Here is a 15,810-nt window from a genome sequence, read left to right on the forward strand (position 1 = left end):
AATTATTATAAGGCTGTAACAGATAGTGATTTTTATTTTCTACACTTTAACAGTCCTTTTATGCAAAAGATTTTCAATGAAGTTATTGAAAACGCTCTTCCGGTCTTTACACCGTACAAAAATACTGAAAACTTATTTAGTCGAATTTTTCGGTTAATTTCCACAAACTATGATGGTACAAATGATCCCTTTTTATCCAATCTAACCTACAGTTTAGTTTGTGACCTATTTGCTACTCAAGAGCACGAACTTACTAATCATTCCAGTGAATTTCATTCTGCTCCCAATTATATTAAAATTGCTATTAAATATATGGATCAGAATTACTATAAGAAAATCACTATCAATGACATTGCTTTACAGTGCTCAATGAGTCCCTCACAATTAGCACGTGATTTTAAGAAATATACCGGTTTGAGTCTTCACAATTATTTATTAAAAATACGAATAAAGGAGGCTGAAAGTTTACTTGTAAAAGACAAAACCATTCCCTTAGAAAAAATAGCTGTATCTTCTGGATTCACAGATGCATCCCATTTATATAAAAAAATTAAGGAAGCAACAGGCATGTCACCTGGGCAGTTCAGAAAAAAGTATTACTAATTTTTAACTTAAACATCAAAAACAAAGCACTTCACTAATAATTTTGTGAAGTGCTTTGTTAGCTTATATTTTATCTTTAAAAAATTACTTGCCACCTTCGGCTCTTGACTTGTAGGCACCCTCTGCAGTATTGATAACCAGTTCTTCACCTTCCTTAATGAAGTCGGGAACTTGGACTACCAAACCTGTTTCCATAGTAGCTGGTTTGCCGGAACCGGTAACAGTAGCGCCTTTAATGCCCGGTTCAGTATGAGCTACTTTCATTGTGACAGTTGATGGTAATTCTACACCAAGCAGCTTGCTGTCATTAGCAAACTCCAATTGAACCTCAATATTAGGCATCAGGTAAAGTTTATCATCACCGAGTTGTTCTGCTGAAACCTCATATTGTTCATAAGTTTCAGTATCCATGAAAGTATAAATATCACCTTCATTATAAAGATACTGCGCATTTTTCTTGGTGATTTCGACTAAATCTACTTTCTCGGTTGGACGCATAGTTTTATGAACCACAGCACCACTTTCAACATTACGCAAATCCATTTGCATAACTGTATTGCCTTTTCCCGGTTTATGGTGATTAGCCTTTAAAACACGAATTAGTTTGCCATCTTGACTAAAGACCATACCCTTTTTTAAGTTAATTGCTTGTACCATTTTTTACTCCTTTAAATCTATTTCTGAATTAATTACTGATTTTAAGAAAACCACGCTGGAGGTAAAGCAAATTTTTTAATTAATAGTAAATAAATCTCATTCATAATGATTAGTATAACAAAATTTGGACTTTATCAACACCACTAAATCAGTGGTTTATGATTTTAATATAAACCAAATATTTATTTGTAGTGAAATTACATATTAACTTGTGTGCCTACATTTTGCCTTGCGGCTTTATCATAAATAGACTTCGTTGCCATCAGGTCTTGAGCAGCAATGCCAACAGTTTCAAAGAAAATTATTTCGTTATCGTTTTCACGCCCAATTAAGTCACCACTAATCACTTGACCGATCTCACCAGTAAAGCTAGTATTTGAAACCATGCCCTTATTTAACGGAATAATTATGTCGCCAGATTCTGCTAAAACGGCATCTTTAGAGTCAAAGTAAATTTTATTTGCTTTAGCGACTAATTCAGCTGGGGTTTCTTCCATTTGTGGCTGATAAGCACCAACGCCGCAGATAGTTGCCCCTTTTTTAATAAATTGAGCATCATAAACCGGTTTAGTTGACGGCGTAACAGTAATAATCACATCTGCATCCTTCACGGCTTCATTTCCTGTCTTAACTGCAGTTATTTTGGTATGGTATTGCGCTAATTGTTCTTGCATTTTCCCAGCAAACTTTTGGGCACGTTCAAAATCAAGGTCGCTGACTGCAACTTCATCTAAGTCACGTACGATCAGCATTGCTTCAAGCTGTGTAGCAGCTTGACCTCCCGTACCAATTAATGCACCTTTTCTGCATTTCTTTTTTGCCAAATATTTCAGCGCCACGCCAGAAGCAGAACCTGTGCGCAATTGGGTAACATAATTACCATCCAAAATAGCATTAACTACTCCAGTTTTGGTATCAATATTTAACACCTGAGCATTAATTGAAGGCAAGCCTTGATTAATATTTTCAGGAAACATGTTTAACACTTTCACACATGCCGCATCATACTCTTCACAAAAAGCCGGCATACACAAAAAGGTATCTTTACCATTTTGCTTAAGAATCTGAGTTCTTAACGGCACGTCTACTTTACCGGCAGAAAAATATTTAAAAGCATCGGCCACTGCATCAATGCAGTCTTTTAAGGAATAACATTTTTCAATATCACTTCTGTTTAACAGTAACATTTGTTCCTCCTGTATTTACTTTTAACTTCACACTTTCAAAGCCCATTATAAGTTACTCTTTGTAAAGGTACACATTAGATTTGTTTAAGATAAATCTGATCAATAACATGACCTGCAGTTTTATGCAAAATTAAATTGGCGCGTTGCTTTGTTGGAGCAATATATTCACGTAAGTTGACCAAGTTCACCATTTGCCAAGTTTCCTCTGCAAACTTTAAGGCTTCATCCCTGGGACCATTAGCCATCTCATAATAAAAATTATGCGGATTATTTTTATTTAGTTCCATTACCCTGACGAAACGCTGCATAAACCACTTTTCAATCAGATCCTCAGGAGCATCAATATAAATTGAAAAATCAAAAAAGTCACTTGTCACAATTTGACCATTGGTTGGCAACTGCAGCGTATTAATGCCCTCAATAATTAAAATATCGGGTTCACAAACATGGCCATAATCCCCAGGCACAATGTCACTTAATTCCTGAGAATAAAGTGGGTAAACAATATCTTTTTTGCCACTCAATACATCTTGCAGAAAGTCGGTAAGCAATTTCATATTATAACTTTCAGGAAAGCCCTTACGGTCAGTCAGATTACGTCTTTCTAATTCCTGATTAGAATAAATAAAACCGTCTGTGGTCATCAGGTGTACTTTCAAATCAGGATATGTCCGGCTAAGCAATAATTGTAAAAGTCTGGCTGTGGTAGATTTACCCACTGCTACTGAACCGGAAATACCAATAATAAAAGGCGCGCTGGCAACTTTCTGCTGCAAAAACTCGCTTTGCTTTTGCTGCAGAGACCGTTTACCTTGATAAACTAAATAAAGATACTTAATTAAACTGCTGTAAACTTCTTGAACATCAGTTAAATTAATAATATCTCCTAAAGATTTTATCTTTGCCAGTTCTTCTTTAGTAATCTTAACTGATTCAGTGGCAGAAAAAGACTGCCATTTTTCCCTGTTAAATTGTAAATAATTTTTCATTCTAATATCCTTAAATTTCTATGTTCTTTAATATAGTAAAATAAAAGTATAAAGTCTCCTAATTAATTCTTCTAATCAAAAAGAAAGGCAAAACTATGAAAAAGATAATTCTATTTGGCGATTCTTTATTTAATGGCTACCATGCTGGCCGTGATACTAATGTCATAACTACTGGCGTGCAAAAAGAATTAGGCGCAAATGTGCAAATTATAAACTTATCTTTAAGTGGCGCCACTACTGCTGAAGGCAAGAAGCGTCTAAATTTAATTCCGCAAGATGCCGACATAGTGGTACTCGAATACGGTACAAACGACATGTCAAGTGATTGGGGCATTAGCAGCATTGATTATGCTAAGAACCTGAATTACATGGTTGAAAATATCGGTAGCGCTAAAATGATTATTGCAGGTCCATCTTATGAAGATCCTAATAACAAGTACATCATGCAATACTATAATCTTGAAGATATGAAAGTATACAATCAAATTGCTGCAGATTGTGCTCGCAAGTATAATATCCCCTTTATTAACTTAATCGCCAACTTTTGTCCGTTGAAAAATTTATCTTCGTATTATCAAGAAGATGGACAACATCTCACACCTATCGGAAATCGAATTTTAATAAATCTGGTAGTGACGGCAATTAAAGAAAAACTTGCACAAATATAGTGCAAGTTATCATTTTTATAAATCTTTATACATCATAACATGCTTAATGCCAGCCTCTACAAATGGCTCACCTTCAGTGTGATAGCCTAAAAAATCATAAAACGGTTTTGCCTGCCATTGTGCATGACAATAAAGTCGGTCAGCACCCTGATTATGCAGGTATTCATGAACATGCTTCATCATTTTGGTTCCTAATTTTTGCCCACGGGCTGCTGCAGCTACTGCTACTCTGCCTAACATCCACTTACCATTTTCTTGAAAAATACGACAAACGGCCAGTGCATTTGTTTTTTCTGCATTAAGCAAATAAACCTGAATTGAGTCTAAATCTTGGTCATCAAGCTCTGGTACTGTTATTTCCTGCTCGGTTACAAACGTATCTATTCGTAAACGAGCTACACAAAACATTTCGCGTCCTGTCATTTGCGCAACCCGTCTGAAGGTAAATTTTTCACTGTCAGTCATAAAATCTTCCTACTTTTCTATATAAGTTTTCGGGTCTACTTCCAGAAGTGGACTCTTTTCGTTAGTATAAATAATATCAAGCTTGTACATCGCCCGAGAAGTTATTGTGTATACAAGCTGCGTTTCATCAATGCGATGATAGTTTTCTTTTGAGGCAGCCCACATAATAACGGCATCAAATTCGAGACCCTTAGCTAAATATGACGGGATGACCAATGTGCCGTCAACTAAGCGCTGATTGGCAGTAGCAATTAGCGTTGCTTTCACTTTGTCTTCTTTAAGCTTTTCTGCCACAATTTTTGCACTAGCCAAGTCCTTGGTAATAATTGCAGTTGTCATGTTAGCCTGAGTATTTTCATCTAATATTTGTTCCAAAACCTTGATTGTAGCAGTATCATCAGAACGTTGCCACAGAGCTGGTTTAGGACCCTGACGGTTAAACGATTCAATTTTTTCACCCTGTCGCAGGATTTGCTTGGTAAATTCAGTCAACTGTTTTGTTGAACGATAAGATTTAGTTAATTGGACAACATCAGTTTTTTCAGGATCAAATAAACCACTGATCTGCTTAAGCAGACTTCTACTTTCATCTTTGGTAAAAATAGCCTGGTTTAAATCACCCAACATCGTGAATTTAGCGCGAGGAAAATTATATTTCAGATAGCAAAGTTGAAACGGCGTATAATCCTGAATCTCGTCAATAAAAGCATAACGCATTTCATAATCTACATGACGGCCTGTCATCAGATCATAAAGATATAAGTAGGCCGAAACATCATTCATATGAATATAATGCTTCATAAAACTTTGCTTAACTTCTTCGATATGTTTTTGCCAATCTGCTTCTTCAATTCGCCATTTACTTAGGTCAGTCATTTTAGGAACAGCACGTAAAAAGTTCAAATATTGTGCACGCATATTAATAAAATTATTCCGTCTAATTTGCTGGAAAACTTTATCAAGTGCCTTCACGACAATTTTACGACTGAGGAATTTTTCTTCTTTTTCCTCTGATTCAAACTCCTGGTCTGGACGATCATATAAAGCATTTAGCTGCTCTTGACTAAGATTTTGGATGGCGTCTGACACCCAGGCCTTTTTAGTTTCGCTGTTAATCTTGCGATTGAGTGATTTTATTAATCCTTCTCGCGTAGCATCAATTCTATTGCTCAAATTATAATTGGAATTAAATGAATAATAGAGTTCACTGATTTTTTCTTTTGTAAAAAATGGTTTCTTTTTATTGCGGAAGTAAATATTTTTAAAAATTACGCCTCGATTATTGAGGTGTTTAGCATAATGGTGCAGCAAATTAAAGAAATTTGTTGAATCCTTAAATTGACTAATTGCAGAATCAGCTTTGCTGTCTTCAAATTGATCAAATAAATTTTCAACAGTCATTCCCGGTAGTCTTCTTGCTACAAATTGCCAGTATGTCATTTGTACCATATTTTGTTCACCCATCTCGGGCAAAACATTTTTTATATAATCATTAAACAATTGATTAGGACTAAACATGATGACGTCACTACTGGTAAGGTTGCCACGATAGCGATACAGCAGATAGGCAATCCTCTGTAATATTGCAGAAGTTTTACCAGAGCCTGCCGCTCCTTGAACAAACAATAAGTCTGCACTGGTGTTCCTAATGATTTTGTTCTGCTCACGCTGAATCGTTGTCACAATTGATTTCATTTGCGTGCCGGATTTTTCACCTAAAACTTCCAGCAGCATCTGATCACCAATAGACTCATTGGTGTCAAACATGTTAATAATCTTGCCGTTTTCAATCATGAACTGCCGCTTTTTGGTCATATCAACGGTAATTTCACCTTCAGGTGACATATAAGAAACCTTACCAATCTTACCATCATAATAAATTGATGAAATTGGTGCCCGCCAATCATAAATCAAAAAATGATTATTTTTGTCTGCAAAAGAACCTAGACCAATATAAATAGTTTCCGGTTTTTCATTGGTTTCTTTAAAATCTACTCTGGCAAAATATGGCTTTTGCTCTAATTTTTGAACAGTGCTTAGTTGCTTTGCGGCATGCTGCCAAGCATTTTGACGTTCATCAAGCAGTTGCTGTTGCTGGTGAATAGACAACGCAGTCTCCATAGATGTTGAATAGCCGTCATAATCTAATTTTACATCATCAAAAAAGTGTGAATTAAGATCTTGGGCCTCTCCTTCAGCGGACTTAATTGACGAGGACAACTCGGCTTTTTTAGCCCGTATCATTTTTAAAATCTTATCAAGATGCTTTTGCTCAAATTCTCTATCATCCATCGCTTTTGTCATAAACTCACCTAATTTTCCAAAACTTGCATTCTATTTTACCATGAAATCGGTTTATATTAAAACCTTGGATTCGTTTTTTGCTAAACAGTGAAATCTGCAAAAATTTCCTGATAACGATTATAATTTTATGTGTTAAAGTCAGTAAATTATGAAACTTTTTCTACTTTTCCTATATAATGTAAGGTAATGGAGTTGATTAAGGTATGAAAAAATTTTGTCATTTTTTATCAAAATTAGCATGTGCGCTGGTTGTAACTTTTACAATTGAAAGTACAATTGCTCCGATTGCTGATAATTCTGTATTCAGTTGGCCTTCTCAGACTGTTTATGCCAAGAAAACTGCTAAAAAGGCAAAAAAAGCTAAAAAGAAAACAAAGAAAACTAAAAAGACCAAGAAAAAGAATACAGCTGCTATAGCTTCTTCTTGGCACTGGAAAAAGCCTAAAGCCACTGTTTACATTGATCTTAATGATAATGAAGAATTAATTTCAGCTACTAAAGATGCAATTGATGCATGGAATGATACCAAGGCCTTTACTTTTACTGAAACCAAAAACAAGAAAAAAGCTAATATCGTGATTGAACAGGTTTACAGCCCCAATACCAATTATGCGGGTTATACTACTTTTCATTATTACGTGAAAACCGGAATCATGTATTCCGCAGTTACCAGGTTAAATATTTATTACTTACAGAATTTTTCACCATATAGTTATACTTACCAACGTATTTTAAATACTGTAGAACATGAATTGGGACATGCAATCGGACTAAAACATAATAATGGAGTGTCTGTAATGTATCCTACCGGTTCTTTGTATCCAATTGAGCCTGTCGACGTTGAAAATGTTCAAAAGTTATACAAAGAATAAAAAATTAGATTTGTGAGGAGTAAAATGAAAAGAATATATATAGTGCGTCACGGTGAAACCTTTATTAACCGCTATAACAAGATGCAAGGCTGGTGTGATACGCCACTAACAGAAAAAGGAATAGCAGGTGCTGACCAAGTTGGTGAAGCTTTAAAAAATGTGCCTTTTGATATTGCATTATCAAGTGATATGAAAAGAGCCAGCGACACTTGTGATATCATTATTAAACACAATGTTAACCGTGATGAAATTCAACATATCGCAACTCCTTTTTTCCGTGAACATTTTTACGGCTATTTTGAGGGTATGGATTCAGATGCTGCTTGGCAAATGATCAGTGGTCCTCACGGTTATAAAAGCCATGCTGAAATGCTCAAAAATGAATCATTAGACACAGTGAAAGACTGGATTAAAGAAGCCGATCCTTTTCATGACGCAGAAAATGCTAAAGAATATTGGCACAGAATAAATAAGGGATTTAAATTAATCAGTCAATTAGATGGAGCTGAAAATATTTTGCTCGTAACTCACGGCTTTACCATTCATAGTATTGCAGATCGATACAGCGATTTTGATATTAAAGAACGACCTCGTAATGCTTCAATTACAGTGATGAATATGACAGAGCAAGAGAAAAAAGTTGTTTCATATGACAAATTAAAGCTCTGATGGCTCAATTAACAGGAGAACATTTTATGAAATCAAAAAATGATATGTCTGACGTTGCTGACAACTTGAATAACTGGAATGATCGCGCTGATGTACATGCAAATGGTGGCTATGGCGATCTTACTCAGTTTGCTAAAGACCAAAATGCTGTAACTACAACTGTTAAACGTGATTTGGACGTACTCAAACCATTTTTGACTCATAATTCAGTTGAAAATAAGCGGCTACTGCATTTGCAGTGTCATATTGGAGATGATACGCTCAGTTGGGCGCGCTTAGGAGCTAAAGACGTTTACGGTCTGGACTTTTCACCTGCTGCCCTAAAGTATGCACGCAAGTTGGCTCAAGAGGCTAACACATCAATTACTTACGTTGAAGGTGATGCTCGCTATGCCGCAGAAGCTATCCCGGAAAAATTAGGACAATTTGACATAATTGTGACTAGTGCAGGTACAATTACTTGGCTGCCAGAATTAAAATCATGGGCAGAATCGATTGCTCAACTCCTAGCTCCTGGTGGAATTTTTATGATTCGTGACAATCACCCTTTGTTGTTTGCACTCGATAATGCCGGGTTAGAAATTAAGTTGGGTTACTTTAGCGGCACTGAAATCACTTATGAATCAGATGCTTCATACACACCAAACTCTAATGGCAAAATAAAGCATCAGACAAACCATAATTGGGCTCATGATTTTGCAGAAATTATTAATTCATTAATTGCTGCTGGTTTAACTATTAAAAACGTAGGAGAGCATAAAATTAGTGATTGGAAGTCTTTGCCATCACTAATCTATGATAAAAACCAAGAAGGTTGGGTACTTCCAGCTGATTAACCACAGATTCCATTGACTTTTTCAGTAGTTGCACAAAAATTGTAAAATCAGTATTAATACAATCAAAAAGGTTAGCTTTGCTAGCAAAGCTAACCTTTTTATTCCCTAAAAATAAGTCTTATTCAATTTTAAAAGTTTTACCCACTTTACCATTAATTAATTCTTCTACAGCAATTGGTTTCTCAGGATTATGATCTTTATCTACAGTGATTTTCCCAGTTACGCCAGTAAAATCTTTAATTTGTTCCAGACCCTTCGTGATTTTTGCAGAATCATCAGATTTTTCATTTTCGATTGCTTCTTTAATCATATATACCGCATCATAAGCTAAAGCAGAAAAAGTTGGTGCTTCTTCATGGTAGCGGTTCTTGAAATCACGCATAAATTTAGAAGCAGTTGGATCCTTGGCAGCTACCTGTGTTGAAAATGGCGTAGTATAGTAGATTTTACTTGCATTTTTAGCACCAGCAATCTGTACCAGCTTCGGATCAGCCATGCCATCACTACCGACAATTGGTGCCTTAATTCCAATTTGACGCGCTTGCTTAATTATTAAGCCAACTTCAGTGTAGTAGCCAGGAACGTAAATAGCATCGACTTTCTTAGCTTTAAACGAAGTTAATACAGCGTTAAAATCTTTGTCACCCTCTGAAAATGTTTGACTATCAACTATCTTGCCTTTATAAGTTTTCTTAAATGCTTTAGCAAGACCGTTACCATAGTCACTTGAATTGTCAGTATAGACAGCCACTCTCTTTGCCTTAATGTTATTCATTACGAACTTGGCTGCACTACCGCCCTGAAAATTATTTTGGTAACATGCTCTAAAAACAAATGGCTGAACTTTACCATTCTTTTGTAAAGTGTAATTTGGATCTGTCGCTGAAGGGCTGACACTTGGTACCTTAGCTTTAGTGATATTAGGAATTTCGGCTGTGCCGGCATTAGTAGTTGCTGGTCCTACAATTGCCGCTACCTTTTCTTTTGTAGCTAATTGAGCTGCAACTGAAGCAGAAGTAGAAATAGCAGTTTTATTGTCACGCATGATCAGTTTGATTTTTTTCTTACGACCATTAACATCAATGCCGCCTTTTTTATTAATTTCACTAACTGCTAATTGAATACCTTGCTTTTGAGCGTTGCCATAACCAGCTGCAGCTCCAGACAACTCCATGTTGACGCCAATTTTGACTGAATCTTTATCTTGCTTAGTTCCATCCCCACTACTGCTTTTAGCAACAGTACAGCCTGCCAGCATAAAAGCTGCCATGCCAGTGATTACAACATTCATTATTTTTTTAATACCACTAATATTATCCATCATCTTGTTCCTTCTAACTATTCTTTCTATTCTTTAACTAAAATTGACCACAAAAAAGCCTCATTCAAATCAATGAATGAGGCTTAAATTATCAGTTAGTTAAACCCCAATCATTGACACGCAAACTAGGGCTTAACTACTAAATTACATCACGTAATTCATGTATGTTAAGTCCTGCGCTCCAACAACAAGGCAACTAAATCCTGAGTTTGAAAGATATTCATATTACTTTTTTGTTTAAAATATTTCGTTTCCATCGTAATTACCTCCTCAAAATTTTATGTAAACCCTACAGTTTTCACTATGTGACTCAACAATGAATTAACATCATTGCCATTACAACAACTTGATTACCACTAACCACCAAAATATACTTTCTGTACTTCCGGGTTAGCCAACAATTCTTGACCAGTACCACTTAATTGCACTACTCCTGTCGCCAATACATAACCACGATCGGCAATAGATAGAGCTTGTTTAGCATTTTGTTCTATCAACAAAATAGTTGTACCTTTTTCGTTTAGTTCTTTAATAATTTTAAATATTTCTTGAATATACAGGGGTGACAAACCCATTGATGGTTCATCAAGCAGCAACAATTTTGGCTTTGCCATTAAGGCACGACCCATGGCCAACATTTGCTGCTCACCACCTGACAAGGTAGCTGCATCCTGATTACGTCTTTTCTGCAAAATTGGAAAGCGTTCAAAAATATCTTTGTATGTTTTTGAAACTTCATCATGATTCTTTTGCAAAAACGCACCCATCTGCAGATTCTCCATTACGGTCATCCCGGCAAAAATATGCCGACCTTCTGCTACTTGGGAGATACCCGCGCTGACAATTTGCGGAGCACTTTTGTGATCTATTTCTTCACCAAGGTAGAAAATTTGACCACTTTTGGGTTTCAACAAGCCAGAAATTGTCTTAACAATAGTTGACTTACCAGCTCCATTAGCTCCGATTAGCGTTACGATTTCACCTTGGTTAATTTCAAAACTGACATTCTTAACAGCTTGAATAACACCATAATTTACAGACAGGTCACGAACTTCTAACATTGCCATCTAGTCATCACCCTCTCCTAGATATGCTTCAACAACTTTAGGATTTGCCTTGATTTCTTCAGGAGATCCGGTAGCCAATATCTCGCCTTGATCAAGTACATAAATTCTTTCAGCCAGGTTCATAACTAAAGACATGTCATGCTCAATTAACAAAACTGTGATCTGAAATTCCTTCTGAATATACTTAATAAGATTAGTCAAATCCGCTGTTTCTTCTGGGTTCATACCAGCAGCAGGTTCATCAAGGAAAAGAATCTGCGGGTGAGTAGCCAAAGCACGTACTATTTCCAAGCGTCTTTGTGTTCCGTAGGGCAAGTTCTTAGCCAAAGTTTGTTCATTATCCGTTAAATCAAAGATTGCTAATAGCTTTTGCGCAGCTTCTTTCATTTCCTTTTCCGTTTTATAAAAACTGGGTAAACGAAAAACTGTTGTTAAAAAGTTTTCTTTGTATTCATTTGTCATTGCAGTCAGGACATTATCCATAACAGTTAAGTCTTTAAATAAGCGAATATTTTGAAATGTACGGGATAAACCTAAGTCTGCAATTTGCACAGCACTTTTATGCGTCAAATCATAATTTTTATCATCAACTTGCAAGTTGATCTTTCCACTAGTAACTTGCACCATTCCAGTTAGCAAGTTGAATAAAGTGGTTTTACCTGCACCATTAGGACCAATCAAGGCAACTAGTTCGTGCTTATCCAGATGAAGTGAGACATCATTAACTGCAGTTAACCCACCAAACTTGCGCACTACGTGGTCAACATCTAATAAGTGTGACATATCTAGCTCCTTTCCTTTTTGCCAAAATGGCGGGTTAAATTTTTAAGGGAGAATTCCCAGTTACCTAAAAGTCCTGATGGCTTGAAAATCATGATTAGTATCAGAACTATAGCATAGATGACCATCCTTAACGCACCGAAACTTTGTAAAACGGTATCTAAAACGCCTAAAACAATCGCTGCAACAAACGTGCCAGTCATACTGCCAACACCACCCAAAACAACAATAACTAAGATAGAGATTGATTCCATAATGCCAAAGTTTGAAGGTGATATTGTCTGCAAGAATGAGGCATGAAGACTGCCAGCTATTGCAGCAGTTGCACCACCTAAAACGAAAGCAGCCAGCTTCCATTTAGTAGTATTAATACCCATTGCTTCAGCAGCAATTTCGTCTTCACGAACAGCTTTAATTGCCCGACCATCTTTTGAGCGAATAAAGTTTGTCAAAATGATTGTGGTCACACAAACCAAGATATAAACAGTCGGCCATGAGCATAGTTGAGGGATATTATATAACCCTGCCGCTCCACCAGTAATTTTCAAATTATTAATGACATTGCGGATAATTTCAGCTGCTCCTAGAGTTGCGATTGCTAAATAGTCACCCTTTAAACGAATGAAAGTTGCCGTACCAATAACTGCAGCAATTACAATGGCTATCAGCACACCTACGAGCATTGAGATTAAAAAGCCAGCTTCGCTACTCATGCGTTGAGTAATAATCGCGGTAGCGTATGCTCCAATTGCCATGAAACCGGCATGACCCAGAGAAAATTGACCACTAAAACCGATAATGAGGTTTAAACCGGTAGCTAAGATAATATTTATTCCAATCGTAACCAGCATGTTTTCAATAAAATCATCTATCACGCCAACCATAATCAACGCATTGATTAAGTAAAAGCCGCCTACCATTAATAACAGCCACGACAAAATGTATTTCCAATTAGATTTCATTTTGCCACCTACACCTTCTCTTTAGCATTTTTGCCAAAAATACCAGCAGGTAAGAAAAGCAAAATGACTATTAATACTAGATAAACAACTGAGTCTTTATATGCCGACAAACCGATAGACTGGAAAAATGTTTCCAAGATACCGATTAAGAAGCCACCAATAGAAGCTCCTGGCACTGAGCCGATTCCACCAAGCACAGCAGCAACAAAGGCTTTAATTCCTGGTGTCATGCCCATTAAAGGATCGATTTGGTTGTAATACATTCCAATTAAAATACCTGCAGCACCGGCTAAAGCCGAACCTAAAGCAAAGGTAAATGAAATCGTATGATTAACATTAACACCAACTAATTCAGCGGCAGCAGGATCTACGGATACTGCACGCATTGCCCGACCCATTTTGGTCTTTTGAATAATGACCTGCAATGAAACCATCAAGATTAAAGCAGTAGCCAAAATCAAAATCTGAACATTTGAAATTTGCACTCCACCGATATTGTAATTAACCTGTTCAATTACTTGGGGGAAGCTGCGAGCATTTGATCCTACAAAGTATGACATGCCATTTTCCAGTAAAAACGATACGCCGATAGCCGTAATCAGTACAGCTATACGAGGCGACTTACGTAGTGGCCGGTAAGCAAAATACTCAATCACTACGCCTGAAACTGCACCAATAATCATTGCAGAAAGCAGTGCTGTAATAAAGTTAAAATGCCAAGCATTAATCACATAGTAGGCAAAGAATGCACCTAGCATATAAATATCGCCGTGAGCAAAGTTAATTAAATTAATAATGCCATAAACCATGCTGTAGCCTAAAGCCAACAGGGCATAAATCGAACCCAGTGACAAGGCGTTAATGATTTGCTGTAAAACTGTTTGCAAATTTAAGCACTCCTTTCATTTTCTTATTTACTCAACACGGAATGAGTCGCTTACTTTACCGTTAGTCAATTTTTCAATAGCAATTGGCATTTCTGGATTGTGGAATTTGTCCATGGTAATTCTGCCAGTAACACCGTCAAAGTCTTTAATCTTAGCTAGACCTTCAGTAATTTTAACCGAATCATCTGATTTTTGTTCTTCAATAGCAGTTTTTACTAAGTAAACTGCATCGTATGCTAATGCTGAAAATGTAGGTGCATCTGCATGGTAGCGAGCTTTATATGCTTTGATAAACTTAGCAGCTTTTGAATCTGGATTCTTGGCAGCTACATTAGTTGAAAATGGTGTAGTGTAGTAAATATTGGTTGCATTTTTAGCACCTGATATTTGAACAAGTTTAGGGTCACACATACCGTCACCACCAACGATTGGAGCTTTAATACCCATTTGCCGTGCTTGTTTGATGATCAAACCCAACTCTGTGTAGTAGCCCGGTACATAAATAGCATCGATTTTCTTAGATTTAAATGAAGTTAAAACAGCATTGAAATCTTTATCACCTGCAGAATAGGTTTGACTATCAACTATCTTGCCTTTATAAGTATCTTTAAAGGCTTTTGCTAAACCAGTACCATAGTCACTGGAGTTATCAGCATAAACTGCTACTCGTTTGGCTTTCAATTTGTCGGTGACAAATTTAGCAGCGCTCTTTCCTTGGAAAGTATCCTGGAAACAAGCTCTAAAGACGTAAGGCTGAACCTTGCCATTTTTCTGTCTGGTATAGTTTGGATCTGTTGCAGATGGACTAATGCCGGGAACAGAAGCCTTGGTAATATTAGGAATTTCAGCAGTACCACAATTAGTAGTAGCTGGCCCTATAACTGCTGCCACTTTATCCTTAGTTGCCAGTTGTGCAGCAACCGAAGCCGAAGTAGCTATTGCGGATTTATTATCACGGATAAGCAATTTAAGCTTCTTTTTATGCCCGTTGACGTTAATTCCACCGGCTTTATTAATTTCAGAAGCTGCTAATACTATACCTTGCTTTTCAGCACTGCCATATCCAGCAGCAGTACCAGACAGCTCAATGTTAATACCAACCTTGACAACATCTTTATCTTGGTGTGTACCCTTGCTCCCCCCACTTTTTGCAACTGAGCAGCCAGCTAGTGCCAAGCCAGCCATTCCCACTGTCAGAACACGCAACAATCTTTTTGAAAATTTACCCATCATTTTCTCCTTTTCAATAGTCTGGTAACTAAAAACCTCATTCATTTAATGAATGAGGCTTAGATCAGTTATTAGATAAGCCCCATTCATTAAGACGCAAACAAGGGCTTTTCATGTAAAATCACTAAAAGTAATTTAATCATGCTAAGTCCTAGACGACAACAACAAGGCAATTAAACTCTGGGCAATAATATTTTTAATGTTAGTTCGTTTACTTAAATATTTAGCTTTCATTAAAATCGCCTCCCAAAATTTAATTTAATACTTAGAATTATAAAAAAAGAACATTAGCATGTCAAGAAAATTTTGCAAT

At 36.6% G+C, this 15,810-nt stretch carries 16 protein-coding genes; 5 read left to right on the top strand and 11 right to left on the bottom strand.

Annotated elements, in window-relative coordinates; genetic code table 11:
- Positions 1–60 precede the first annotated feature (60 nt).
- Entirely contained in the window at positions 61–603 is a 543-nt protein-coding gene (locus LACWKB10_RS04000; protein ID WP_152560556.1) for an AraC family transcriptional regulator, read from the top strand.
- 84 nt (positions 604–687) lie between these two features.
- Here LACWKB10_RS04000 and efp read toward each other — a convergent pair whose 3' ends face one another.
- The 3 genes from efp to coaA all read right to left on the bottom strand — a co-directional run bounded on the left by efp (position 688) and on the right by coaA (position 3,436).
- On the bottom strand, positions 688–1,260 hold the full coding sequence (gene efp / locus LACWKB10_RS04005) for an elongation factor P (protein WP_034978986.1): 573 nt from the start codon (positions 1,258–1,260) through the stop codon (positions 688–690).
- Between the two features lie 197 nt (positions 1,261–1,457).
- Positions 1,458–2,447, bottom strand: a complete 990-nt coding sequence (locus LACWKB10_RS04010) for an ornithine cyclodeaminase (protein ID WP_034978988.1) — start codon at positions 2,445–2,447, stop codon at positions 1,458–1,460.
- Between the two features lie 74 nt (positions 2,448–2,521).
- A complete protein-coding gene (coaA, locus tag LACWKB10_RS04015) occupies positions 2,522–3,436 on the bottom strand; it encodes a type I pantothenate kinase (protein ID WP_034978991.1) in 915 nt (304 codons plus the stop codon).
- A 95-nt stretch (positions 3,437–3,531) separates the two neighbouring features.
- On the opposite strand from coaA, the gene LACWKB10_RS04020 reads away from it, so the two are divergent.
- Positions 3,532–4,104 (top strand): SGNH/GDSL hydrolase family protein, encoded by a 573-nt coding sequence (locus LACWKB10_RS04020; protein WP_034978993.1) that lies wholly within the window; start codon positions 3,532–3,534, stop codon positions 4,102–4,104.
- 15 nt (positions 4,105–4,119) lie between these two features.
- On the opposite strand, the gene LACWKB10_RS04025 is transcribed toward LACWKB10_RS04020, so the two are convergent.
- Positions 4,120–4,569, bottom strand: a complete 450-nt coding sequence (locus tag LACWKB10_RS04025) for a GNAT family N-acetyltransferase (RefSeq protein WP_034978994.1) — start codon at positions 4,567–4,569, stop codon at positions 4,120–4,122.
- Positions 4,570–4,578: 9 nt separating this feature from the next.
- Positions 4,579–6,873 (bottom strand): RNA polymerase recycling motor HelD, encoded by a 2,295-nt coding sequence (helD, locus tag LACWKB10_RS04030; RefSeq protein WP_034978996.1) that lies wholly within the window; start codon positions 6,871–6,873, stop codon positions 4,579–4,581.
- Between the two features lie 203 nt (positions 6,874–7,076).
- Between helD and LACWKB10_RS04035 the strand changes: the two genes are divergently transcribed.
- From LACWKB10_RS04035 to LACWKB10_RS04045, 3 genes are read left to right on the top strand one after another with little or no spacing between them, the layout of a single operon-like run.
- Positions 7,077–7,745: a M57 family metalloprotease gene (locus LACWKB10_RS04035; RefSeq protein WP_052060278.1), complete on the top strand. Its 669-nt coding sequence runs from the start codon at positions 7,077–7,079 to the stop codon at positions 7,743–7,745.
- Between the two features lie 24 nt (positions 7,746–7,769).
- The gene (locus LACWKB10_RS04040) at positions 7,770–8,414 is read left to right on the top strand and encodes a histidine phosphatase family protein (protein ID WP_034978998.1); all 645 of its coding nucleotides are present in this window, start codon (positions 7,770–7,772) and stop codon (positions 8,412–8,414) included.
- 26 nt (positions 8,415–8,440) lie between these two features.
- Entirely contained in the window at positions 8,441–9,250 is an 810-nt protein-coding gene (locus tag LACWKB10_RS04045; RefSeq protein ID WP_052060279.1) for a bifunctional 2-polyprenyl-6-hydroxyphenol methylase/3-demethylubiquinol 3-O-methyltransferase UbiG, read from the top strand.
- A gap of 118 nt (positions 9,251–9,368) precedes the next feature.
- Here LACWKB10_RS04045 and LACWKB10_RS04050 read toward each other — a convergent pair whose 3' ends face one another.
- From LACWKB10_RS04050 to LACWKB10_RS04075, 6 genes are all read right to left on the bottom strand, one after another.
- Entirely contained in the window at positions 9,369–10,571 is a 1,203-nt protein-coding gene (locus tag LACWKB10_RS04050) for an ABC transporter substrate-binding protein (RefSeq protein ID WP_141639339.1), read from the bottom strand.
- Positions 10,572–10,927: 356 nt separating this feature from the next.
- Positions 10,928–11,638: an ABC transporter ATP-binding protein gene (locus LACWKB10_RS04055; RefSeq protein WP_034979002.1), complete on the bottom strand. Its 711-nt coding sequence runs from the start codon at positions 11,636–11,638 to the stop codon at positions 10,928–10,930.
- Positions 11,639–12,421, bottom strand: a complete 783-nt coding sequence (locus LACWKB10_RS04060) for an ABC transporter ATP-binding protein (protein ID WP_034979004.1) — start codon at positions 12,419–12,421, stop codon at positions 11,639–11,641.
- A gap of 2 nt (positions 12,422–12,423) precedes the next feature.
- A complete protein-coding gene (locus tag LACWKB10_RS04065; RefSeq protein ID WP_034979007.1) occupies positions 12,424–13,380 on the bottom strand; it encodes a branched-chain amino acid ABC transporter permease in 957 nt (318 codons plus the stop codon).
- A gap of 8 nt (positions 13,381–13,388) precedes the next feature.
- Complete coding sequence (locus tag LACWKB10_RS04070; RefSeq protein WP_034979008.1) at positions 13,389–14,267, bottom strand: branched-chain amino acid ABC transporter permease; 879 nt, start codon at positions 14,265–14,267, stop codon at positions 13,389–13,391.
- 27 nt (positions 14,268–14,294) lie between these two features.
- Positions 14,295–15,497: an ABC transporter substrate-binding protein gene (locus LACWKB10_RS04075; RefSeq protein WP_122051836.1), complete on the bottom strand. Its 1,203-nt coding sequence runs from the start codon at positions 15,495–15,497 to the stop codon at positions 14,295–14,297.
- Positions 15,498–15,810: the final 313 nt, after the last annotated feature.

The organism is Lactobacillus sp. wkB10 (genome assembly GCF_000760615.1).
Classification (GTDB): Bacteria; Bacillota; Bacilli; order Lactobacillales; family Lactobacillaceae; genus Lactobacillus; species Lactobacillus huangpiensis.

What these genes read in the sequence shown, in the direction of transcription:
- LACWKB10_RS04035 (WP_052060278.1), top strand. Translation starts at nt 7,077, where the DNA reads ATGAAAAAATTTTGTCATTTTTTATCAAAATTAGCATGTGCGCTGGTT.
- efp (WP_034978986.1), bottom strand. Translation starts at nt 1,260, where the DNA reads ATGGTACAAGCAATTAACTTAAAAAAGGGTATGGTCTTTAGTCAAGAT.
- LACWKB10_RS04020 (WP_034978993.1), top strand. Translation starts at nt 3,532, where the DNA reads ATGAAAAAGATAATTCTATTTGGCGATTCTTTATTTAATGGCTACCAT.
- LACWKB10_RS04010 (WP_034978988.1), bottom strand. Translation starts at nt 2,447, where the DNA reads ATGTTACTGTTAAACAGAAGTGATATTGAAAAATGTTATTCCTTAAAA.
- LACWKB10_RS04000 (WP_152560556.1), top strand. Translation starts at nt 61, where the DNA reads ATGCAAAAGATTTTCAATGAAGTTATTGAAAACGCTCTTCCGGTCTTT.
- LACWKB10_RS04060 (WP_034979004.1), bottom strand. Translation starts at nt 12,421, where the DNA reads ATGTCACACTTATTAGATGTTGACCACGTAGTGCGCAAGTTTGGTGGG.
- LACWKB10_RS04065 (WP_034979007.1), bottom strand. Translation starts at nt 13,380, where the DNA reads ATGAAATCTAATTGGAAATACATTTTGTCGTGGCTGTTATTAATGGTA.
- LACWKB10_RS04045 (WP_052060279.1), top strand. Translation starts at nt 8,441, where the DNA reads ATGAAATCAAAAAATGATATGTCTGACGTTGCTGACAACTTGAATAAC.
- LACWKB10_RS04040 (WP_034978998.1), top strand. Translation starts at nt 7,770, where the DNA reads ATGAAAAGAATATATATAGTGCGTCACGGTGAAACCTTTATTAACCGC.
- LACWKB10_RS04050 (WP_141639339.1), bottom strand. Translation starts at nt 10,571, where the DNA reads ATGGATAATATTAGTGGTATTAAAAAAATAATGAATGTTGTAATCACT.
- LACWKB10_RS04025 (WP_034978994.1), bottom strand. Translation starts at nt 4,569, where the DNA reads ATGACTGACAGTGAAAAATTTACCTTCAGACGGGTTGCGCAAATGACA.
- helD (WP_034978996.1), bottom strand. Translation starts at nt 6,873, where the DNA reads ATGACAAAAGCGATGGATGATAGAGAATTTGAGCAAAAGCATCTTGAT.
- coaA (WP_034978991.1), bottom strand. Translation starts at nt 3,436, where the DNA reads ATGAAAAATTATTTACAATTTAACAGGGAAAAATGGCAGTCTTTTTCT.
- LACWKB10_RS04075 (WP_122051836.1), bottom strand. Translation starts at nt 15,497, where the DNA reads ATGGGTAAATTTTCAAAAAGATTGTTGCGTGTTCTGACAGTGGGAATG.
- LACWKB10_RS04055 (WP_034979002.1), bottom strand. Translation starts at nt 11,638, where the DNA reads ATGGCAATGTTAGAAGTTCGTGACCTGTCTGTAAATTATGGTGTTATT.